The following is a 16,601-nucleotide window of genomic DNA, read 5'->3' on the forward strand; positions in this document are numbered from 1 at the left end:
TGGGGCTATCCACCGCTTGACTTGGCGGACGATACATTTTGTTCTGAATAGCTGATCACCCGACTTGGCATGTCATTCATGTTGTGGCCTGCCTGCATCGCCAGTTTGAGCGCCACCAGCTCCGCCTGCTGGCAGTCCAGTTGACGCAAGCGGGCGGTGATCTTCCCCTTCAACTGCTGCCGCAGTTTCGTCTGCTTGCGGGTGTTCCCCTGCTCTGCTCGCAACCTCCGCCGCCATTGCCGCCAATCCTGCAACTGGCCGAGTCGCTCCTGCCAGTGAGTCAGGGTGCTCAACCAGCCGGGATCTCCACTCCCCAGATCCAGCAACAGTTCCACGCCATAACGGGCCTGCTTGATCTCGAGGCGCAGCCGATGCCAGCGGCGCAACTGTTGCTGACGGGAGCTGGCAGATTTCCCAACGCAGGGAATAGGTTCATCGAGAGCGCTCTGCGCCTCATCAAGGCACAGGGCCAGATGCTGCTGATAGAAGAACGCCAATGCCCGCGCATCCTGCACCTGCGCCACCACCGCAAGCCAGCGGGCCAATCGCCGCGACAACAGGGGCACACGACAGGCCGATTTGTGGGTATTACCAGTGCTGGCAGGCGGCTTGCCAAAACGCTCGGCGTAGACCTGAGCATCCCGCAGCGCCGAGAGCCGCCCGACCGAGCGCAGCAGACGCCGCTCCAGCTCGGGATGATAGGTGAGTGGTCGCCACAGGGCGAGCAGTGCCAGCAAGCGGCGCGCCGCGATACGGTAGCCATGCACGGCCGGTTCGCTGGCCTCTTCGCGCACCGCTCGCGCCGCCTCCTGATAACGGGCGACCCAGCTTGTTGCCTGAGTCAGCAACAGACCTTCCTTGTCAGCGTCCATCTCGTCTCCGCCCCTTCAGTTGGTGTGAAAGCCCTGACCGGTGGGTGGCAGCGCCTCTTCATACTCCATCCGGGTCACCCTGGCGGTACGCGGGCCATGCTCCAGCCACCCCAGCATCATCTGCACCCCCTGTGCGGGGCCGCTGATGAGGATCTCCACCGAGCCATCCTCCAGGTTGTAGGCATGGCCCCGCAAACCCAGTTGCAGCGCCCGCTCACGGGTGAAATAGCGAAATCCCACCCCCTGCACCTGCCCCCACACCCGAATGACAAACGATTGCTCTCCCATTTCTCACACCTTCCGCTTAAGAAAAAATTTCCCGAGACGATAATGTGCTCGACACTCTATCTCTGCAGGATGCAGCTCCATTATGAAAGAAGTTAAATTCCGGTGGGTTGACCGCTATCTCATTCACCTCACCATCAGTGAAAAATTCCATATCGCGTTCTGGTTACCTCTCTTCATCATCGCCTTTCTCAGCTGGTATATGCTGGCGGCCAGCCATCAGCAGGAGATCTCCCTGCGGGTAGCGCAGTTGCAGCAACGGGTCGAGACCACAGCGCAACTGGTCAGCCAGCAGCCAACGCTCACTCTGCCAGCCGATCTACGCATCCAGCCACAAGGGGTGAGCGGGCTCGAACAGCAGGGCGATCGCTACCGCTTCACCGCACCAGCGGGTCAGGCAGGCTACGTCACCGGTGATCTCGATACCAGCAACCTCTCAATGTGGGAGGGTCAGGGCTCGACCCTGCTCCTGATCGGCGCGCTGGCCGCCCTGATGGCGCTGGTGATCCACTACATGATGACCTTTGTCTCCGGTGCGCTCTACTCCACCAACAAGGCGCTGCAAACCGTGGCGGACGGCGATCTCACGTTCCGACTCAACTTCTTCCCGGTGCGGGACGAGTTCTCCACCCTGGCGGGCAGCATCGACCGCTTTACCGACCGCCAGCACCAGATCGTCAAACTGGTGGAAGAATCTGCCGAAGCGCTGACCATGGCCGCCGACGAGTTTCGTGACCATGCCCGCGAAGGCGAGACCATGGCGCGTTCCCAGCGCCAGCACATGGATTCACTGGCCACTGCCATGGAGCAGATGTCGGCGGCGATCCGCGAAGTGGCGCGCAATGCCAACGACACCCTGCAGCAGACCCGCCAGTCGAGCGAAGAGGCAGCCAATGGCGCCAACCGGGTAGCCCGCACCATCGAGGCGATCCGCACCCTGGCCGACGAGATTGGCAACGCCTCCGGCGCGGTCGAGCGCCTGACCCACAACGCCAACCGGATCAACGAGGTGGTCAACGTCATCAACGCCATCTCCCAGCAGACCAACTTGCTTGCCCTCAACGCCGCCATCGAGGCGGCCCGTGCCGGTGAGCAGGGTCGCGGCTTTGCGGTGGTAGCGGATGAGGTGCGTACCCTCGCCAGCCGTACCCAGCAGGCGACGGTGGAGATCCAGCAGATGATCGAAGAGCTGCAGACCGGTACCGGCGCGCTGAACGAGATCATGGAAAAGACTGTAGGGCGCGCCGCCAGCAGCCAGCAGCTCATCAGCGAAGTGGGGCTCGATATCGAAAAACTGAGCAACCACAGCGATGCGGTGCTGGAGATGAGCACCCAGATCGCTACCTCGAGCGAAGAGCAAAGCTCGGTCGCCGCCGAGATCACCCACAATCTGGATCAGGTACGCCATGAAGCGGCCCAGGTGGAAGAGTCCGCCAGCGCCTCGGTAGCCGGTACGCAGGGGCTTAAAGCCACCGCCAGCGAACTGGCCCAGGCACTCAAGGGGATCACTCTCTGACGCTGCCGAATAGCATCCGGCAACAAGAAGCAATAAGAAAAGAGGCCACCCATTGGGTGGCCTCTTTGTCTTTATGGATAGTGACCATGAATGATAGCGACCAATTGCTATGCCAGCTGGCAGTCCCACTCAGGATTGCAGCAAACTCAGGGCCGCATTGGGGCGACTGTTTGCCTGACTCAAAATCGAAGCACTCGCCTGCTGCAAGATTTGGGTGCTGACCAAGCGAGCCGATTCCACAGCCATGTCGGCATCCCGGATCCTTGAGCGGGCAGCGCTGAGGTTCTCATTGGCATTGGCCAGATTGCGTACCCGTGAATCCAGCGCGTTGGCTTGGGCACCGAGCCGAGCGCGCTGAACACCCAGCTGTTTCATACCCACATCCAGGGTTTTGATGGCCCTGCTGGCGTTGTCTTCACTAAGAACATCAATATTATCAACGGTATATTTCTTCTTGTCCTCTTGATAAAAGCCAAGCGCATGCAAGCTGGATCCCTGCATATCAATATTGGAATACTTGTCGCCTGATGAGCGCAGCTCCATCTGACCGATATACGTCGTCGATGTAACATCGGGTAACAGAGAGCTCAGAGAGGAACTACTGATCACCGGAGGCGCCGGTGGTGATGGTTGCGGAGGGGGGGGTTGTGCCATTGGCCAGCGCAAGGCTGTTGCCCTGAGCGCTATGCATGGTCAATGAATTGCTGGCGGGATTGCTGTTGTTGGAGGCACTCACATAAAAACCCAGACCTGCCGATTGCGCAGTACTGTTGATGCGTTGAACCACGGTTGCCATGATGGCACTATTTTTTGCTGTCGGATTGACCGGATCCCATCCGGTCATATCAATGCCTGTGGTCAAATCCACAGAGTGACCCGCTACATCGATATAGGAGGGTAATGCGGATAAATCGACCGCGGAGGCGACAGAAAATGGCAGTTGTTGCGCTTGTACCGGCCCCTGATTATTGGGAAAGGTGGTGCCATTAATATCTGCCACGAACGCTTCCAGGGTTGAATAGTCCTTGTCAAAAGTGACGCCATTAAGGGTGATAGGCTGAGATGAAAGCTTGAGATCAGCAATGTCATACGCCCCTGGCTTGCTTCCTGCCGGACTACGCGCTCGCCACTCCATCTCCCCCAGATTTTTGGTCTGGGCATTGAGATCGGTAATGACGGTATTCTGTCCTGCATAGGCACCGACCAAGAAGATACCTTCGTAACTCCCCGCCAGCAGGTCCTGTCCGGCAAACCGGGTACCTGTGGCAATCCGGTCCATCTCCAACTGCAGTTGCTTGAACTCAGCATTCAGGGCTACGCGATCCTCTGCCGTATTGGCACCGCTTCCCGACTGCAGTGCCAGGGTGCGCATCCGCTGCATCAGGTTCACCGACTCATCAAGCGCCCCATCGGCGACGTTGATCACCGAGATCCCATCATTGGCGTTGCGAATAGCGGTGTTGGTCCCGTTCACTTCACTGGTGAGGCGATTACTGATCTGCAAGCCTGCTGCATCATCAGCGGCACTGTTGATGCGCAAGCCGGATGAGAGTCGTCGATATACCGAATCCAGCGTGTTGGATGATTGACCAAGATGGCGAGAAGCATTGAGGGCAGAAATATTTGTAGCGATGGAGAGGAACATGGACAGCTCGATACAGGAAAGATTCAAAATGGTCTCCCCCACTATCGACATCATCAAATGACTCTTTAGCGAAAATCACTATAAAGTAAGGTTAAAACGCTTTATTGACTAAATTGCGTACACATAACGACCAACACTGAACAAAAAACAAGCATAACCAACTGTGGCATATAAGATAAACAGCGTGAAACGCCAACATTGAGATTCTGCAAACCTTGCATATGCAACACTCGGGCGTTGTCCAGATGTACAACTCGTCACTCTGCCATATACCAGCAAAGGCTGGCTTAGCCGCACTATTGCACATAGAATGTGGCCCCTTTTCTTTCTACCATCGGCAAACATCCATGAGCGCTTCCATCTATCTCGTCAAAGGCCGCGAAAAATCCCTGCTGCGTCGCCACCCCTGGATCTTCTCCAAGGGGATTGAGCGGGTTCAGGGCAACCCCATTGACGGCGATACCGTCGAGATCTATGCCAACGATGGCAAGTGGCTCGCCCGTGGCGCCTGGTCAGGCAGCTCCCAGATCCGTGCCCGGGTCTGGACCTTCGACAAGGATGAGACCGTCGATCTCGACTTCTTTATCCGTCGTCTCAAATATGCGCAGGAGTCTCGCGATCCGCTGATCAAGCGTCAGGGCCTCACCGGTTATCGCCTCTGCGCCGCCGAATCCGACGGCCTGCCGGGTCTGACCATCGACCGTTATGCCGATTTTCTGGTGTGCCAGATCCTCTCTGCCGGCGCCGAGTTCCAGCGTGAGCTGATAACGCAAGCACTGCGTACCCTCTACCCCGTGTGCAGCATCTATGAGCGCTCCGATGTGGCAGTGCGCAAGAAGGAAGGGCTGAAAGAGCGCACCGGCGTCATCTATGGCGAGACCCCGAACGAGCCGGTGGTCATCGAAGAGAACGGTGGCGTCAAGATCCTGGTAGACATTCGCAACGGCCACAAAACCGGTTTCTATCTGGATCAGCGTGACAACCGTCAGGCTGCCGGCAAGTACACCGAAGGCAAGCGGGTGCTCAACTGCTTCTGCTACACCGGTGGGTTTGGCGTTTATGCCCTTAAGGGCGGCGCCAAGGAAGTGGTCAACGTCGATCTCTCCCAGAATGCGCTGGATATTGCCCGCCAGAATGCCGAGCTGAACGGGCTGGATACCAGCAACACCCAGTTTGTCCGTCACGACGTCTTCAAGCTGCTGCGGGAATATCGTGAGAAGGGCGAGAAGTTCGATGTCATCGTGCTGGATCCGCCCAAGTTCGCCGAGAGCAAGGCCCAGCTGCTGGGTGCCTGCCGTGGCTACAAGGACATCAACATGCTGGCGTTCCAGCTGCTGGCGCCGGGTGGCGTGCTCTTGACCTACTCCTGCTCCGGCCTGATGGAGCAGAGCCTGTTCCAGAAGATCGTTGCCGATGCGGCGCTTGATGCCGGTCGCGATGCCCAGATCCTGGAGCTGCTCTCCCAGGCCTCCGATCACCCTATCGGTACCGCCTATCCGGAAGGCTTCTACCTCAAGGGTCTGGTGGTGCGCGCCCGCTGATCGGCAACCACCCTCCCCTTGTGATCAATCAGGCCCCTTGCGGGCCTGATTGTTTTGCTTTACGCCTATAGACCTGCCCCTTGCTCCGTTGACCACCCTCTCTTCTTTATGGGTGTTCTCTCTCCTCCTCTTTCCCTACCAACTCCCCACGGCTTCTCTGTTTAAATTTCTTTGCACAATAACTGCACATTTATGATTTAAATCACACCCGTATGACTCTCTTTTCCGTAATGTGATCCCGCCTGCGGCAGCCAAGCCGAGGCAACCGACCCATCAGGATTGATGGACGGTACAACAACAAAAATCGATGTCAGGCCAAGCTGAACATCACAAGGGATCCCGTTATGAATCAATCATTGCCGCTGTTAACGCCGCTGCGGGGCATCGCTGCCCTGATGGTGGTGCTGTTCCATGCCCGCTTGCTGCTCTTTCCCCAGTGGATGGAGCCGATCGCAGGCCACACCCAACTCATCGAGAACGGCTACCTCTGGGTCGACCTGTTCTTTATTTTGAGCGGCGTGGTGCTGGCCCATGTCTATGGGGAGGCTTTCACCCGCACGCCCCGCACCGTGGGCTATGGCCGCTTTCTCTGGCTGCGGCTGACCCGCGTCTACCCCCTCTATCTGGTGACCCTGCTGCTGCTGGTTGGCTGGGAGCTTTACAAGGTGCGGCACGGAGTGGGCTTCTACGCCGGCCCCTTGTTCAAGATGTGGGAGTGGGAAGGGATGCCGCCTTTCGGTTCGCCCTTCACGCCATCCGAAGCGCTGCCCAGCGCCTTCCTGCTGCTGCAGGTGGTAACCGATCACGGGCTGACCTGGAACTTCGCCGCCTGGTCCCTGAGCGTAGAGTGGATCAGCTACCTGCTGTTCCCGCTGCTGATCCCGCTGGCGGTGGCCCGTAGTCGCTGGAGCCATCTCGCCCCCCTGTTGGCGCTGACGGTGCTGGCCTTTATCGTGCACAGTCGCGGCACCCTAGATGTCACCAGCGGCGCGCTTGCAGTGGGACGCGGGGTGAGTGAATTTGTGCTCGGCCTCTGGTTGCTGCCCAGGGTCAAGGCCGCGAAAGGCTCGCCCATGATGAAGCATGACCTACCCCTGCTGGTCGCCTTTGTGCTGCCCTTCGCGCTGATGCAGTTCACCATGACGCCGCAGCTGACCCTGCTGCTGATCGCCTCCTACGTGCTGCTAATCTGGATTTCAGCCGCTCAGGGGGAGCGCCAGAGCCCGCTGCTGCACCTTTTGGATAACCGCTTCACCAACTGGCTGGGGGACCTCTCCTACTCCATCTATCTGCTCCATGCGCTGGTGCTGCTCACCGGCTGCGAGCTCATCCACTATCTGGCACCGGGGCTCACCGAGTGGTGGTATGGCCAGACCAACCCGCTGCTGGGGGTAGTGGCAACCGTGCTGATGCTGGCGGTGCTGATCGGGCTCTCGGCGCTGAGCTACAACCTGCTGGAGCGACCACTGCAACGGCGCCTGCGCCGCTGGGGCAAGTCACGGCAACCGGCGCTGGAGCAAGCCGGATAAGCTAATCTCGCCCTGTCTGGATGAGTTGACGGCTTTATGCCAACTCATCCAGTACCAGTTCATCCAGACTGCTCATCACCCAGGCACTCGGGTGCTGGCTAAATCCGATCTTGGGGTAGTACGCCACCGCCTGCGGCGCGGCCAGCAGGATCAGCTTGCAGCCGGGCTGCAATTGTAAAAACGTCTCGCGAATAAGGGCTTTGCCAATCCCCTGCCCCTGCACTGACTCGGCTACCGCCAGATCCGAGAGGTAGCAACAAAAATGAAAATCGGTCACCGAGCGAGCCACCCCGACCAGGGTCTCGCCCTGCCAAGCGGTGATCAGCAAATTGGCGTTATCCAGCATGCCCTGCAGGGTGTCCGGATGGTCCAGCGGCCGTCTCGCCCCCAGCGAGGTCTGCGCCAACAACGCCGCAAACTGCGCCGTGGTAATGGGGTGGTTAACCAAAAATGTGGTGGTCACTAAGCTCTCCTGTTGTCGATCGGCTGTTGCGTGCTGTTGATCTCTTTGACGTCCTCTTTGCTGCATCTGTACTGCAATCAATCAGCCAGCGCCGGATCCAGAGCGATGACAGTCAAGTGCGGGCAATTCCCTGCTGTTTATGTGAATTCCTGTTCGAACCCCAAGGGGCAAATGTGGCATAATGCCCCGTCCTGTGGCCCTTGGCGGGGCTGCGCTGGCGCACCTTGTCGCCCTTTTCTTCCCCGTCCGGCCTGGCAGTCTTTCATAACTGCCAGTCATCGCTGCCCCTGTTGGCACCGAGGCCACCCATATTTGCGGCTTCTAGTCATTCTCTCTACAAGGCCGCCCATTGATCAAGACGGCTCCACAGAGCCTCTGCTCTGTTTGCAAATAAAAGGGGTAAGTATGTCTTCCATTCGTCTGACCCAATACAGCCACGGCGCTGGCTGTGGCTGCAAAATCTCTCCCAAGGTGCTCGACACCATTCTCAAGAGCCAGATCCCGGGCTTCAACGACCCGACCCTGATCGTTGGCAACAGCAGCAAGGATGACGCGGCCGTGGTCGATATCGGCAACGGTCAGGGCATTGTCTCCACCACCGACTTCTTCATGCCCATCGTCGATGACCCCTTCACCTTTGGCCGCATCGCCGCCACCAACGCCATCAGCGATATCTACGCCATGGGCGGCAAGCCCATCGTTGCCATCGCCATCCTCGGCTGGCCCATCAATACCCTGCCCGCCGAAGTGGCCCAGCAGGTGATAGATGGCGGCCGTCAGGTGTGCCACGAAGCGGGCATTTCGCTGGCCGGTGGTCACAGTATCGATGCCCCCGAGCCCATCTTCGGCCTCGCGGTTACCGGTATCGTGCCGCTTGATGCCATCAAGCAGAACGACACCGCCAAGGTGGGTGATACTCTCTATCTGACCAAGCCCCTTGGTATCGGTATCCTCACCACCGCCCAGAAGAAGGGCAAGCTCAAGCCCGAACACGAGCAGCTGGCCCCCAATGCCATGTGCACCCTCAACAAGATTGGCCAGCGCTTTGCCGAACTGCCGGGTGTGCACGCAATGACCGACGTGACCGGTTTTGGTCTGGCTGGCCATCTGCTGGAGATGTGCGAAGGCTCGAATGTCAGCGCACGCCTCGACTTCAAGGCGCTGCCGCTGCTGGATGAGGTGGATTACTACCTCGCCGAGGGCTGCGTACCGGGCGGTACCCTGCGCAACCACGACTCCTACGGCCACAAGCTGGATGCTATGGACGATCGCACCCGCAACATCATGTGCGATCCGCAAACCAGCGGCGGCCTGCTGGTCGCCGTGGGTAAAGAGAGCGAAGCCGAGCTGCTCGCCATCGCGCAAGACGCTGGGCTAGAACTCTCGCCCATCGGTCAGATCAAGCCCCTTGAGGGCTCCCGCTTTATCGAGATTGTCCAATGAGTGAATTGCCACTGGCCACGGACTACGCCCAGATTTTTTTAGGCGATGTGCCGTTGATTGATGTGCGCGCCCCCATCGAGTTCAAGGAGGGGGCCTTCCCCTGCTCGACCAGCCTGCCCTTGATGACAGACGATGAGCGCGCCCAGGTGGGGACCTGCTTCAAGAAGCAGGGTCAGGCCGCCGCCATTGAGCTTGGACACAAGCTGGTGGGGGGAGCAGTACGTGCCGAGCGACTCGAAGGCTGGCTGGCGCAATTGCGCCAGCAGCCCGATGCCGTGCTCTACTGCTTTCGCGGCGGCCTGCGCTCGCAAACCGTACAACAGTGGCTGGCTGATGCAGGGGTGACTCGCCCCCGCGTCGCCGGTGGCTACAAGGAGCTGCGCCGCTTCCTGATCGACACCCAGGACAAGGCCTCTGCCGAGTGTCGCTGGACTGTGCTGACCGGCATGACCGGCTCCGGCAAGACCCATATGCTGGACCACGTGGCCCAAGCGCTCGATCTGGAAGGACACGCCCATCACAGGGGCTCGTCGTTTGGTCAGCTGCCCGGCGGCCAGCCCAGCAACATCAATTTTGAAAACAACATGGCCATCGAACTGCTCAAGCGCCGCCATCAGGGCGAGCATGCCTTTGTGGTGGAAGATGAAAGTCGCCTGATCGGCCGCTGCTGCCTGCCCCTCTCCCTCCATGAGGCCATGAGTCAGGCACCGCTGGTGGTGGTAGATGTACCGCAGGTCGATCGCGCCGAGCAGATCCGCGAAGATTACGTGCACGATCTCTGGCTGCGCTATCAAACCATCTATGGCCAGGAAGAGGGATGGCCGCTGTTTGCCGCCTATCTCACCGATGCGCTGGCCCGTCTCAAGCGCCGCCTCGGCGATCAGGCCCACCGCGAGCTGGATGCCCTGATGCAGACCGCTCTCACCGAGCAGGAAAAGAGCGGCGATACCGCGCTGCATCTAGCCTGGATCACGTTGCTGCTGACCCGCTACTACGACCCCATGTATCTCTACCAGCTTGGCAACAAGCAGGAGCGCATCGTATTCCGCGGTGACAAACAGGCCTGTCTCGACTATTTCGCCGAGCAGCATGCCAGCGCGCTGCGCGGCTGACCCATCCCAAGAGAGGAACTCTATGTTGAAATTCGAGGTGATCCCGGTCACCCAGTTCGCTCAGAACTGCTCCCTCATCTGGTGTGACGAAACCCATCAGGCCGCCCTGATCGATCCGGGCGGCGAAGCGGACAAACTGCTGGCGGCCATCGCCAAACGCGGCCTGACCCTGACCCACATCCTGCTGACCCACGGTCATCTGGATCACGTCGGTGCTGCCGCCGAGCTGCGTGAAAAAACCGGCGTCGCCATTACCGGTCCCCACAAGGAGGACGCCTTCTGGCTCGACATGCTACCCCAGCAGAGCCAGATGTTCGGCTTCGCCCATACCTCCGCCTTCACGCCGGATCGCTGGCTTGAGCAGGGTGACAAGGTGCAGCTTGGCCAGTGCGAACTGGAGGTCTACTTCTGCCCCGGCCACACCCCGGGCCATATCGTGCTGCTGAGTCAGGCCGAAAAACTCGCCTGGGTTGGCGATGTGCTGTTTGCCGGCAGCATAGGCCGCACCGACTTCCCCCGTGGCGATCACGGCACGCTTATCAAGTCGATCACCGAGACCCTGCTGCCGCTGGGCGACGAGATCGTCTTTATCCCGGGCCACGGCCCCAGCTCCACCTTCGGTCGCGAGAAGGTGAGCAACCCCTATCTGACCCAGCCTATCTGGTGATCAAAAAAGCAGCGGTGTTAGCCGCTGCCTTTCCTTCTCTGCTCTCTTTTTCATTCTCGATTCCTGCCATCCGCCCAGCCACGTCCCACCAGCGTTCCCCATTTCGGCATGCCCATTTGTCTCTTTCGCCCAATAAAAATCCCCACCCGAGGGTGAGGATTGATTTATGGGTGCAACCGTCTGGTGGCTTATTGTGCCAGCAGGTGACCGACCAGCTCATGACGCCACCCTTGCAGCAACATCGGCTTGTCGCTGCGGGCCCGCTCTTCGTTGTTCATCCGCCAGCTCCAGGTGAAGTACTGGTGAATGATCTTCTTGCTGGCAATCAGCTCGGGCGGAATATTGCTCGCCTTGGCCTTCTCTTCCACCATGGCTTTGATGCGCTTGAGCTCGGCCTTGTACTGGGGGAAGTCCACCAGCCGGCGAATGGGCTCGGGCCAGCTGTCAGGATCGCTCTGCTGCGCCTTGGCGACGATATCGAGCATCCGCTTGCCGTGGATCTTGATCTCGATGGGCGAGAGGCCGAGCTCGTTGAGATCCCGCAGGGAGGCAGGACGACGCTCTGCCACCTTGAACAGGTGCAGCTCTTTGACCACGAAGTTCAGAGCCAAATCGCGGCGCACCGCCTCTTGCTGGCGCCAGGCTGCCAGTTCACGCAGGATGGCGAGCTCGCGGCGACCCAGTTGCCAGGCGTTGACGATTTCAAGATATGCCTGACGGGGATCGCTACCCTGGGTCTTGCGGGCGGAGTGGTTCTGACACTCCTGCTCGAACCAGGCAAACTTGCCGCTTTCCCGCAGTTTGGCCATCACCTTCTCGTAGAGCGGCATCAGGTAGAAGACATCCGCTGCCGCGTATTCAAGCTGACGTGGCGTAAGCGGGCGGGCCAGCCAGTCGGTGCGCGCCTGATCTTTTTCCAGCTCGACCCCAAGGAATTCGTTCACCAGCGCACCAAAGCCGACCGAGACGCCGTAACCGAGAAAGGCGGTAGCCAGCTGGGTATCGTGCATCTGGTTGGGCAGGTGGCCCGCCTGATGCTGGATAAGCTCCAGATCTTCGCCAGAGGCGTGCAGGATGGCGATCTGCCCTTCCTTGCCCAGTCGTTGCCAGAGGGCGGAGAGATCCAGCGTCAGCGGATCCAGCAGCGCCAGATGCTCGCCGTCATAGATCTGGAACAGGCCAAGCTGGGGGTAGTAGGTACGGGTGCGAACGAATTCAGTATCGATAGCCAGGGGAACGTCGGCCAGAGAAGCGAGATACTGCTCAAGTTCGGCTTGCTGAGTGATAAGTTGATAGTGCATCTGTGCCTGCGCGGTTGATCAGGGCCAAAAAGAAAAAACCGTGGGATGACCCACGGTTTTGCATAACGACGGTGCTGGTTTGCAGAGGCTTCTGCAGCCGCAGTCCGGTTATTGCTTGGCAATCTCCTCGTCGCGCAGTACGCGCCGCAGGATCTTGCCCACATTGGTCTTGGGAAGTTCGTCACGAAATTCTACCAGTTTCGGCACCTTATAGGCAGTCAGATGTTTGCGGCAGTGGGCAATAATCTCGTCCTCCTGCAATTTTGCATCTTTCTTGACCACAAAGATCTTCACCAACTCGCCGGAGACCTTGTGTGGTACACCGACAGCGGCCACTTCCAGCACTTTCGGGTGCAGGGCAACGACATCTTCGATCTCGTTCGGATAGACGTTGAAACCGGAGACCAGGATCATGTCCTTCTTGCGGTCAACGATCTTGAAGAAGCCCTGCTCGTCGCACACCGCGATATCACCGGTACAGAGCCAGCCATCCTGCATCACTTCGGCGGTCGCCTCGGGACGCTGCCAGTAGCCCACCATCACCTGCGGGCCGCGCACCTGCATCTCGCCTGGGGTGCCGAGGGCGTGGATCACCTGACCGTTGTCATCCACCAGCCGGATCTCGGTAGAGCAGACCGGCAGACCGATGGAACCGTTGTAATCAGTCAGATCGTAGGGGCAGACGCTCACCAGTGGCGAACACTCGGTCAGGCCATAGCCTTCCAGCAGCGGGGTATCGGTCAGTGTCTTCCACTTCTCCGCAACCGCGCGCTGCACTGCCATGCCGCCGCCGATGGTGAGCTTGAGCTTGTCAAAGGCGATCCCCTGAAACTCTTCGTTGTTGACCAGCGCATTGAACAGGGTGTTGACCCCGGTAATACAGGTGAAGGGGTACTTCTTGATCTCTTTGACAAAGCCTGGGATGTCGCGCGGGTTGCTGATCAGCAGGTTGTAACCACCGATGCGCATAAAGAGCAGGCAGTTCACGGTCAGGGCGAAGACGTGATAGAGCGGCAGCGCGGTGACCACGAACTCCTTGCCGCGCTCCAGCATGGGGCCGTAGACGCCGAGGCATTGCTCGACGTTGGCAATCATGTTGCGATGGGTCAGCATGGCCCCTTTGGAGAGGCCGGTGGTGCCACCGGTGTACTGCAGGAAGGCGAGATCGTCGTTGGTGATCTCCGGCTTGATGTACTGCAGGAAACGCCCCTTGGAGAGGGCCTGACGCATGGTGGTGGCGTGGGGCAGATTGTATTTCGGCACCAGCTTCTTGACGTACTTGACCACGAAGTTGACCAGGGTGCCCTTGGCCAGCCCCAGGTTGTCACCCATCCGGGTCAGGATAACGTGCTTGATCGGGGTGTCGTAGACTACTTTTTCCAGGGTATGGGCGAAGTTGGAGACGATGACGATGGCTTTGGCACCGGAATCTTTGAGCTGATGCTCCAGCTCGCGCGGGGTATAGAGCGGGTTGACGTTGACCACGATCATGCCGGCGCGCAGGATGCCGAACACGGCGATGGGGTATTGCAGCAGGTTAGGCATCATCACCGCAACCCGATCCCCTTTCTCCAGCTTCAGCTCGTTTTGCAGGTAGGCAGCAAAGGCGCGGGACTGCTCTTCCAGCCGGCGGTAGGTGATGGTTTGGCCCATGTTGACGAAGGCGGGCTGATCGGCAAACTGGGTCACCGAGGATTCGAACATCTCGACCAGGGAGCTGTATTGGTCTGGATTGATCTCGGCGGGGACCCCTTCCGGATAACGTTTCAGCCAGACTCTTTCCACAAACTTCTCCTGCATAACTAGCACCTGTGCGCTCACTGTGTTGCCTCCGTCCCGGTTCACATCCATTTTAATCGGTTGTTTTAAGCTGATGCTCTAATGCCGCACATATTTACACAGCGCAACATCAATTAACAGCAAATTAACAACAGAAAAATGTGAGGGAGAAAACAAACCTGGAATTATTGAAAGCTGGCGATTCTACCGAACTTGACAAAACTTTACGATACAAACGGCCGTATCAACCGAATTTTCCATATGAAAATGGTGGTTTCCACCCAATATGACCCGCTCGATCTGCTGGAAGGCATCCTGACGGGCCTGCCATTGGGCTTCAAGCGCAGCAAAGCCCTGTTCCCCCTGAATCAACAGCACCGGACAACGGATAGCCGCCATCAGTGCACGAGCTTGTCCTTCGCTCATTCTCAGGGGCGACAGATCCCGCAAGCGGGGGTCGCTGCGCCAGTGCCAGCGCCCTGCCCGCTCTTCAAGCTGCCGTTCACAGATAAGACGCGCCGCCTGCGGCGTGATATCCGCCACCTTGCAACGGGCGGCGACAGCCTCATCGATGGAGGCAAAGCCGTTGGCACTGCGCTCCCGGGTGCGACTACGGTTTAAAATCGCACGTCGCAGCTGGGCAGGTACCTCCTCATCGGGCTGACTGAGCGGGCCCAGCCCCTCCAGCATGATCAACCGCTCCACCTGTTCGGGAAACACCCCGGCATAGGCGGATGCGATCAGCGCCCCGAGGGAGTGACCGAGCAGAGTGAAACGCGACCAGCCCGCCGCCTGCACGATCTGGTAGAGATCGTCCAGCCAGTCGACAAAGACATAGGGGTTGGCTTTGTGATCGGAGTGACCGTGCCCCGGCAGATCGACACAGATGAGGTGAAAATCACCCAGATGCGGCGCCAGCGGCAAGAAGCTGGCACTGTTGTCGAGCCAGCCGTGCAGGGCAATCAGCAGGGGTTTGCCCTGCTGAGCCTGACCCGCGAGTTGATTCTCAAGCAGGGCCACCTGCCGACCATCTGCCAAGGTGAGCAGACGTTCGTGCAGAGTGCTTTTGATGCTCTTGATCATGGCAAGCCTTAACGACGCAGCGGCCGTCTCGGCCAGAAGGGATCATAGAAGGGGTCGTAGAAGTAGGGGTCCATATAGCGCACCTCCACCTCCTTGACTGGCGGCCACAGCTTGCTGCCAGTCACATTGAGCACCGAGAAGCGGTACTTGTGCTCGCCAATCTGGCTATCCACCGGTTGGCCTATGGTGCCAAGCACTGTCAGGCTGCGCCCCTTGGCGTACAGGGTCGGATCGACAAAACCCTTCATGATGGCCAGAAAACGGCCCGGGCTCTGTTCGGTCTGCTCCGGCACACCATTGGACTTGAGCGGCAGATAGACCACTTCAATAACGCTCTGATCCGCCTTGTTGTGCACCGCCGAGATAACACCGCTCCAGCGGGCCGGTTTGCCCTCCATCCCGCCAAGGGCGGGTTGATAGGCCACCAGCTGGTTTTCGGGCTCATAGGCCAGCTCCTTGGGGACCGAGCTGCAGGCCCCGAGCAGCAGAGCCAGCGCCCCGACCACCATCCCGCGTTTCATCATGTCGCTTCTGCTATTACGCATCATGTCTCTCTCCTGTTGCCAGCGTGGCCCGTCGGGCCACCCGCTTGTGTTGCAGCTGATGATCGGCAAGAGCGACATGACGTCAGTGCTCCTGCCCTTATTCGCGACCCGGCAGTTTTTTCCAGGTCACCTTGTCACGCAAATAGACCGGCGTCGCCTGCTCCACCGGCACCGCCTCCCCCGCCAGCCAGGCGGCGCGGGCCAGCGGCAGCATGTCCTCTGCCGCCGGGAAGCGCACCTGGCTCACCGCCAGCTCATCGGCCAGACCACTCAGGGTCTCGCCATAGGTTTCAAAACCGGTGCCGACGCAGGTCACAGGGCCCGTCAGCTTGCCACGGGCATCAACCAGCGCCGCGGGCTCACTCACCACCTCGTCCCCCACCAGCTGCATACGGCCATCAATGAGCTCATAGCGGCCGAAATATACCTCGTTCATCCGCGCATCGATGGCGGTCAGCACCTGCTCGGCGCCATCCAGTCGATAGGCGCCTTGCGCCATAGCGGCCAAGGTCGAGATGCCAATCAGCGGCACACCCGCACCAAACGCCAGACCTTGCGCCACACTGATGCCGATCCGCACGCCAGTAAAGGAGCCCGGGCCGCGACCGAACGCAATGGCATCGAGGTCACTCAAACTTATCCCGGCATCCTCTAACACAGCCTGAACCATGGGCAGGATTTTTCGGGTGTGATCCCGTGGCGCCTCCTCCCAGCGGGAGAACAGCTTGTCACCCACCAGCAAGGCGGCGGAGCAGGCTTCGGTGGCGGTATCAACGGCCAGGATCTTCAACTCGTTCATGCTTTCCAATCTCTATAAAAT

The 16,601-nt window shown here is 59.3% G+C and carries 16 protein-coding genes; 6 read left to right on the plus strand and 10 right to left on the minus strand.

The features are described from left to right. Positions 1 to 5 precede the first annotated feature (5 nt). Positions 6 to 872, minus strand: coding sequence for a CHAD domain-containing protein (locus tag G5168_RS00490; protein ID WP_421251672.1), 867 nt, complete (start codon positions 870 to 872; stop codon positions 6 to 8). A gap of 15 nt (positions 873 to 887) precedes the next feature. After that, a complete protein-coding gene (locus G5168_RS00495) occupies positions 888 to 1,160 on the minus strand; it encodes an acylphosphatase (RefSeq protein ID WP_005345583.1) in 273 nt (90 codons plus the stop codon). An 82-nt stretch (positions 1,161 to 1,242) separates the two neighbouring features. Here G5168_RS00495 and G5168_RS00500 point away from each other — a divergent pair, with 82 nt between their 5' ends. Then, positions 1,243 to 2,673, plus strand: coding sequence for a methyl-accepting chemotaxis protein (locus G5168_RS00500; RefSeq protein ID WP_421251673.1), 1,431 nt, complete (start codon positions 1,243 to 1,245; stop codon positions 2,671 to 2,673). A gap of 129 nt (positions 2,674 to 2,802) precedes the next feature. Here the strand turns inward: G5168_RS00500 and G5168_RS00505 are convergent, their stop codons facing one another. Both G5168_RS00505 and G5168_RS00510 read right to left on the minus strand, forming a co-directional pair. After that, positions 2,803 to 3,282 (minus strand): flagellin, encoded by a 480-nt coding sequence (locus G5168_RS00505; RefSeq protein ID WP_421251674.1) that lies wholly within the window; start codon positions 3,280 to 3,282, stop codon positions 2,803 to 2,805. Beyond that, positions 3,272 to 4,372 carry a hypothetical protein gene (locus tag G5168_RS00510; protein ID WP_421251675.1) on the minus strand — a complete coding sequence of 367 codons (1,101 nt, stop codon included), beginning with the start codon at positions 4,370 to 4,372 and terminating at the stop codon, positions 3,272 to 3,274. The genes G5168_RS00505 and G5168_RS00510 overlap by 11 nt, the downstream gene beginning before the upstream one ends. Positions 4,373 to 4,665: 293 nt before the next feature. Between G5168_RS00510 and G5168_RS00515 the strand changes: the two genes are divergently transcribed. Beyond that, positions 4,666 to 5,859 carry a class I SAM-dependent methyltransferase gene (locus tag G5168_RS00515; RefSeq protein WP_421251676.1) on the plus strand — a complete coding sequence of 398 codons (1,194 nt, stop codon included), beginning with the start codon at positions 4,666 to 4,668 and terminating at the stop codon, positions 5,857 to 5,859. Positions 5,860 to 6,203: 344 nt separating this feature from the next. Continuing rightward, positions 6,204 to 7,388 carry an acyltransferase family protein gene (locus G5168_RS00520; protein ID WP_421251677.1) on the plus strand — a complete coding sequence of 395 codons (1,185 nt, stop codon included), beginning with the start codon at positions 6,204 to 6,206 and terminating at the stop codon, positions 7,386 to 7,388. A gap of 34 nt (positions 7,389 to 7,422) precedes the next feature. Here the strand turns inward: G5168_RS00520 and G5168_RS00525 are convergent, their stop codons facing one another. Next, entirely contained in the window at positions 7,423 to 7,851 is a 429-nt protein-coding gene (locus G5168_RS00525; protein WP_421251678.1) for a GNAT family N-acetyltransferase, read from the minus strand. 405 nt (positions 7,852 to 8,256) lie between these two features. Between G5168_RS00525 and selD the strand changes: the two genes are divergently transcribed. From selD to G5168_RS00540, 3 genes are read left to right on the plus strand one after another with little or no spacing between them, the layout of a single operon-like run. Then, on the plus strand, positions 8,257 to 9,294 hold the full coding sequence (gene selD / locus G5168_RS00530; RefSeq protein WP_201905315.1) for a selenide, water dikinase SelD: 1,038 nt from the start codon (positions 8,257 to 8,259) through the stop codon (positions 9,292 to 9,294). Further along, positions 9,291 to 10,406 (plus strand): tRNA 2-selenouridine(34) synthase MnmH, encoded by a 1,116-nt coding sequence (mnmH, locus tag G5168_RS00535; protein ID WP_421251679.1) that lies wholly within the window; start codon positions 9,291 to 9,293, stop codon positions 10,404 to 10,406. Before selD ends, mnmH begins: the two co-directional genes overlap by 4 nt. A 22-nt stretch (positions 10,407 to 10,428) precedes the next feature. Next, on the plus strand, positions 10,429 to 11,073 hold the full coding sequence (locus tag G5168_RS00540; RefSeq protein ID WP_270904892.1) for an MBL fold metallo-hydrolase: 645 nt from the start codon (positions 10,429 to 10,431) through the stop codon (positions 11,071 to 11,073). Positions 11,074 to 11,261: 188 nt separating this feature from the next. On the opposite strand, the gene rnd is transcribed toward G5168_RS00540, so the two are convergent. From rnd to tsaB, 5 genes are all read right to left on the minus strand, one after another. Next, positions 11,262 to 12,374, minus strand: coding sequence for a ribonuclease D (gene rnd, locus G5168_RS00545; protein ID WP_216962853.1), 1,113 nt, complete (start codon positions 12,372 to 12,374; stop codon positions 11,262 to 11,264). Between the two features lie 108 nt (positions 12,375 to 12,482). After that, positions 12,483 to 14,159 carry a long-chain-fatty-acid--CoA ligase FadD gene (gene fadD / locus G5168_RS00550; protein WP_302054526.1) on the minus strand — a complete coding sequence of 559 codons (1,677 nt, stop codon included), beginning with the start codon at positions 14,157 to 14,159 and terminating at the stop codon, positions 12,483 to 12,485. Between the two features lie 198 nt (positions 14,160 to 14,357). Then, complete coding sequence (locus G5168_RS00555; protein WP_421251680.1) at positions 14,358 to 15,236, minus strand: alpha/beta fold hydrolase; 879 nt, start codon at positions 15,234 to 15,236, stop codon at positions 14,358 to 14,360. Positions 15,237 to 15,244: 8 nt separating this feature from the next. Next, entirely contained in the window at positions 15,245 to 15,760 is a 516-nt protein-coding gene (locus tag G5168_RS00560; RefSeq protein WP_076491763.1) for a Slp family lipoprotein, read from the minus strand. Positions 15,761 to 15,878: 118 nt separating this feature from the next. Next, positions 15,879 to 16,580, minus strand: coding sequence for a tRNA (adenosine(37)-N6)-threonylcarbamoyltransferase complex dimerization subunit type 1 TsaB (tsaB, locus tag G5168_RS00565; RefSeq protein WP_202003965.1), 702 nt, complete (start codon positions 16,578 to 16,580; stop codon positions 15,879 to 15,881). Positions 16,581 to 16,601 lie beyond the last annotated feature (21 nt).

Source organism: Aeromonas sp. 600724 (genome assembly GCF_049175135.1).
Lineage (GTDB): Bacteria > Pseudomonadota > Gammaproteobacteria > Enterobacterales > Aeromonadaceae > Aeromonas > Aeromonas veronii_A.

Coding starts and splice junctions, on each gene's coding strand:
- G5168_RS00490 (WP_421251672.1), bottom strand. CDS start 872: ATGGACGCTGACAAGGAAGGTCTGTTGCTGACTCAGGCAACAAGCTGG.
- G5168_RS00495 (WP_005345583.1), bottom strand. CDS start 1,160: ATGGGAGAGCAATCGTTTGTCATTCGGGTGTGGGGGCAGGTGCAGGGG.
- G5168_RS00500 (WP_421251673.1), top strand. CDS start 1,243: ATGAAAGAAGTTAAATTCCGGTGGGTTGACCGCTATCTCATTCACCTC.
- G5168_RS00510 (WP_421251675.1), bottom strand. CDS start 4,372: ATGATGTCGATAGTGGGGGAGACCATTTTGAATCTTTCCTGTATCGAG.
- G5168_RS00515 (WP_421251676.1), top strand. CDS start 4,666: ATGAGCGCTTCCATCTATCTCGTCAAAGGCCGCGAAAAATCCCTGCTG.
- G5168_RS00520 (WP_421251677.1), top strand. CDS start 6,204: ATGAATCAATCATTGCCGCTGTTAACGCCGCTGCGGGGCATCGCTGCC.
- selD (WP_201905315.1), top strand. CDS start 8,257: ATGTCTTCCATTCGTCTGACCCAATACAGCCACGGCGCTGGCTGTGGC.
- mnmH (WP_421251679.1), top strand. CDS start 9,291: ATGAGTGAATTGCCACTGGCCACGGACTACGCCCAGATTTTTTTAGGC.
- G5168_RS00540 (WP_270904892.1), top strand. CDS start 10,429: ATGTTGAAATTCGAGGTGATCCCGGTCACCCAGTTCGCTCAGAACTGC.
- rnd (WP_216962853.1), bottom strand. CDS start 12,374: ATGCACTATCAACTTATCACTCAGCAAGCCGAACTTGAGCAGTATCTC.
- G5168_RS00555 (WP_421251680.1), bottom strand. CDS start 15,236: ATGATCAAGAGCATCAAAAGCACTCTGCACGAACGTCTGCTCACCTTG.
- G5168_RS00560 (WP_076491763.1), bottom strand. CDS start 15,760: ATGATGAAACGCGGGATGGTGGTCGGGGCGCTGGCTCTGCTGCTCGGG.
- tsaB (WP_202003965.1), bottom strand. CDS start 16,580: ATGAACGAGTTGAAGATCCTGGCCGTTGATACCGCCACCGAAGCCTGC.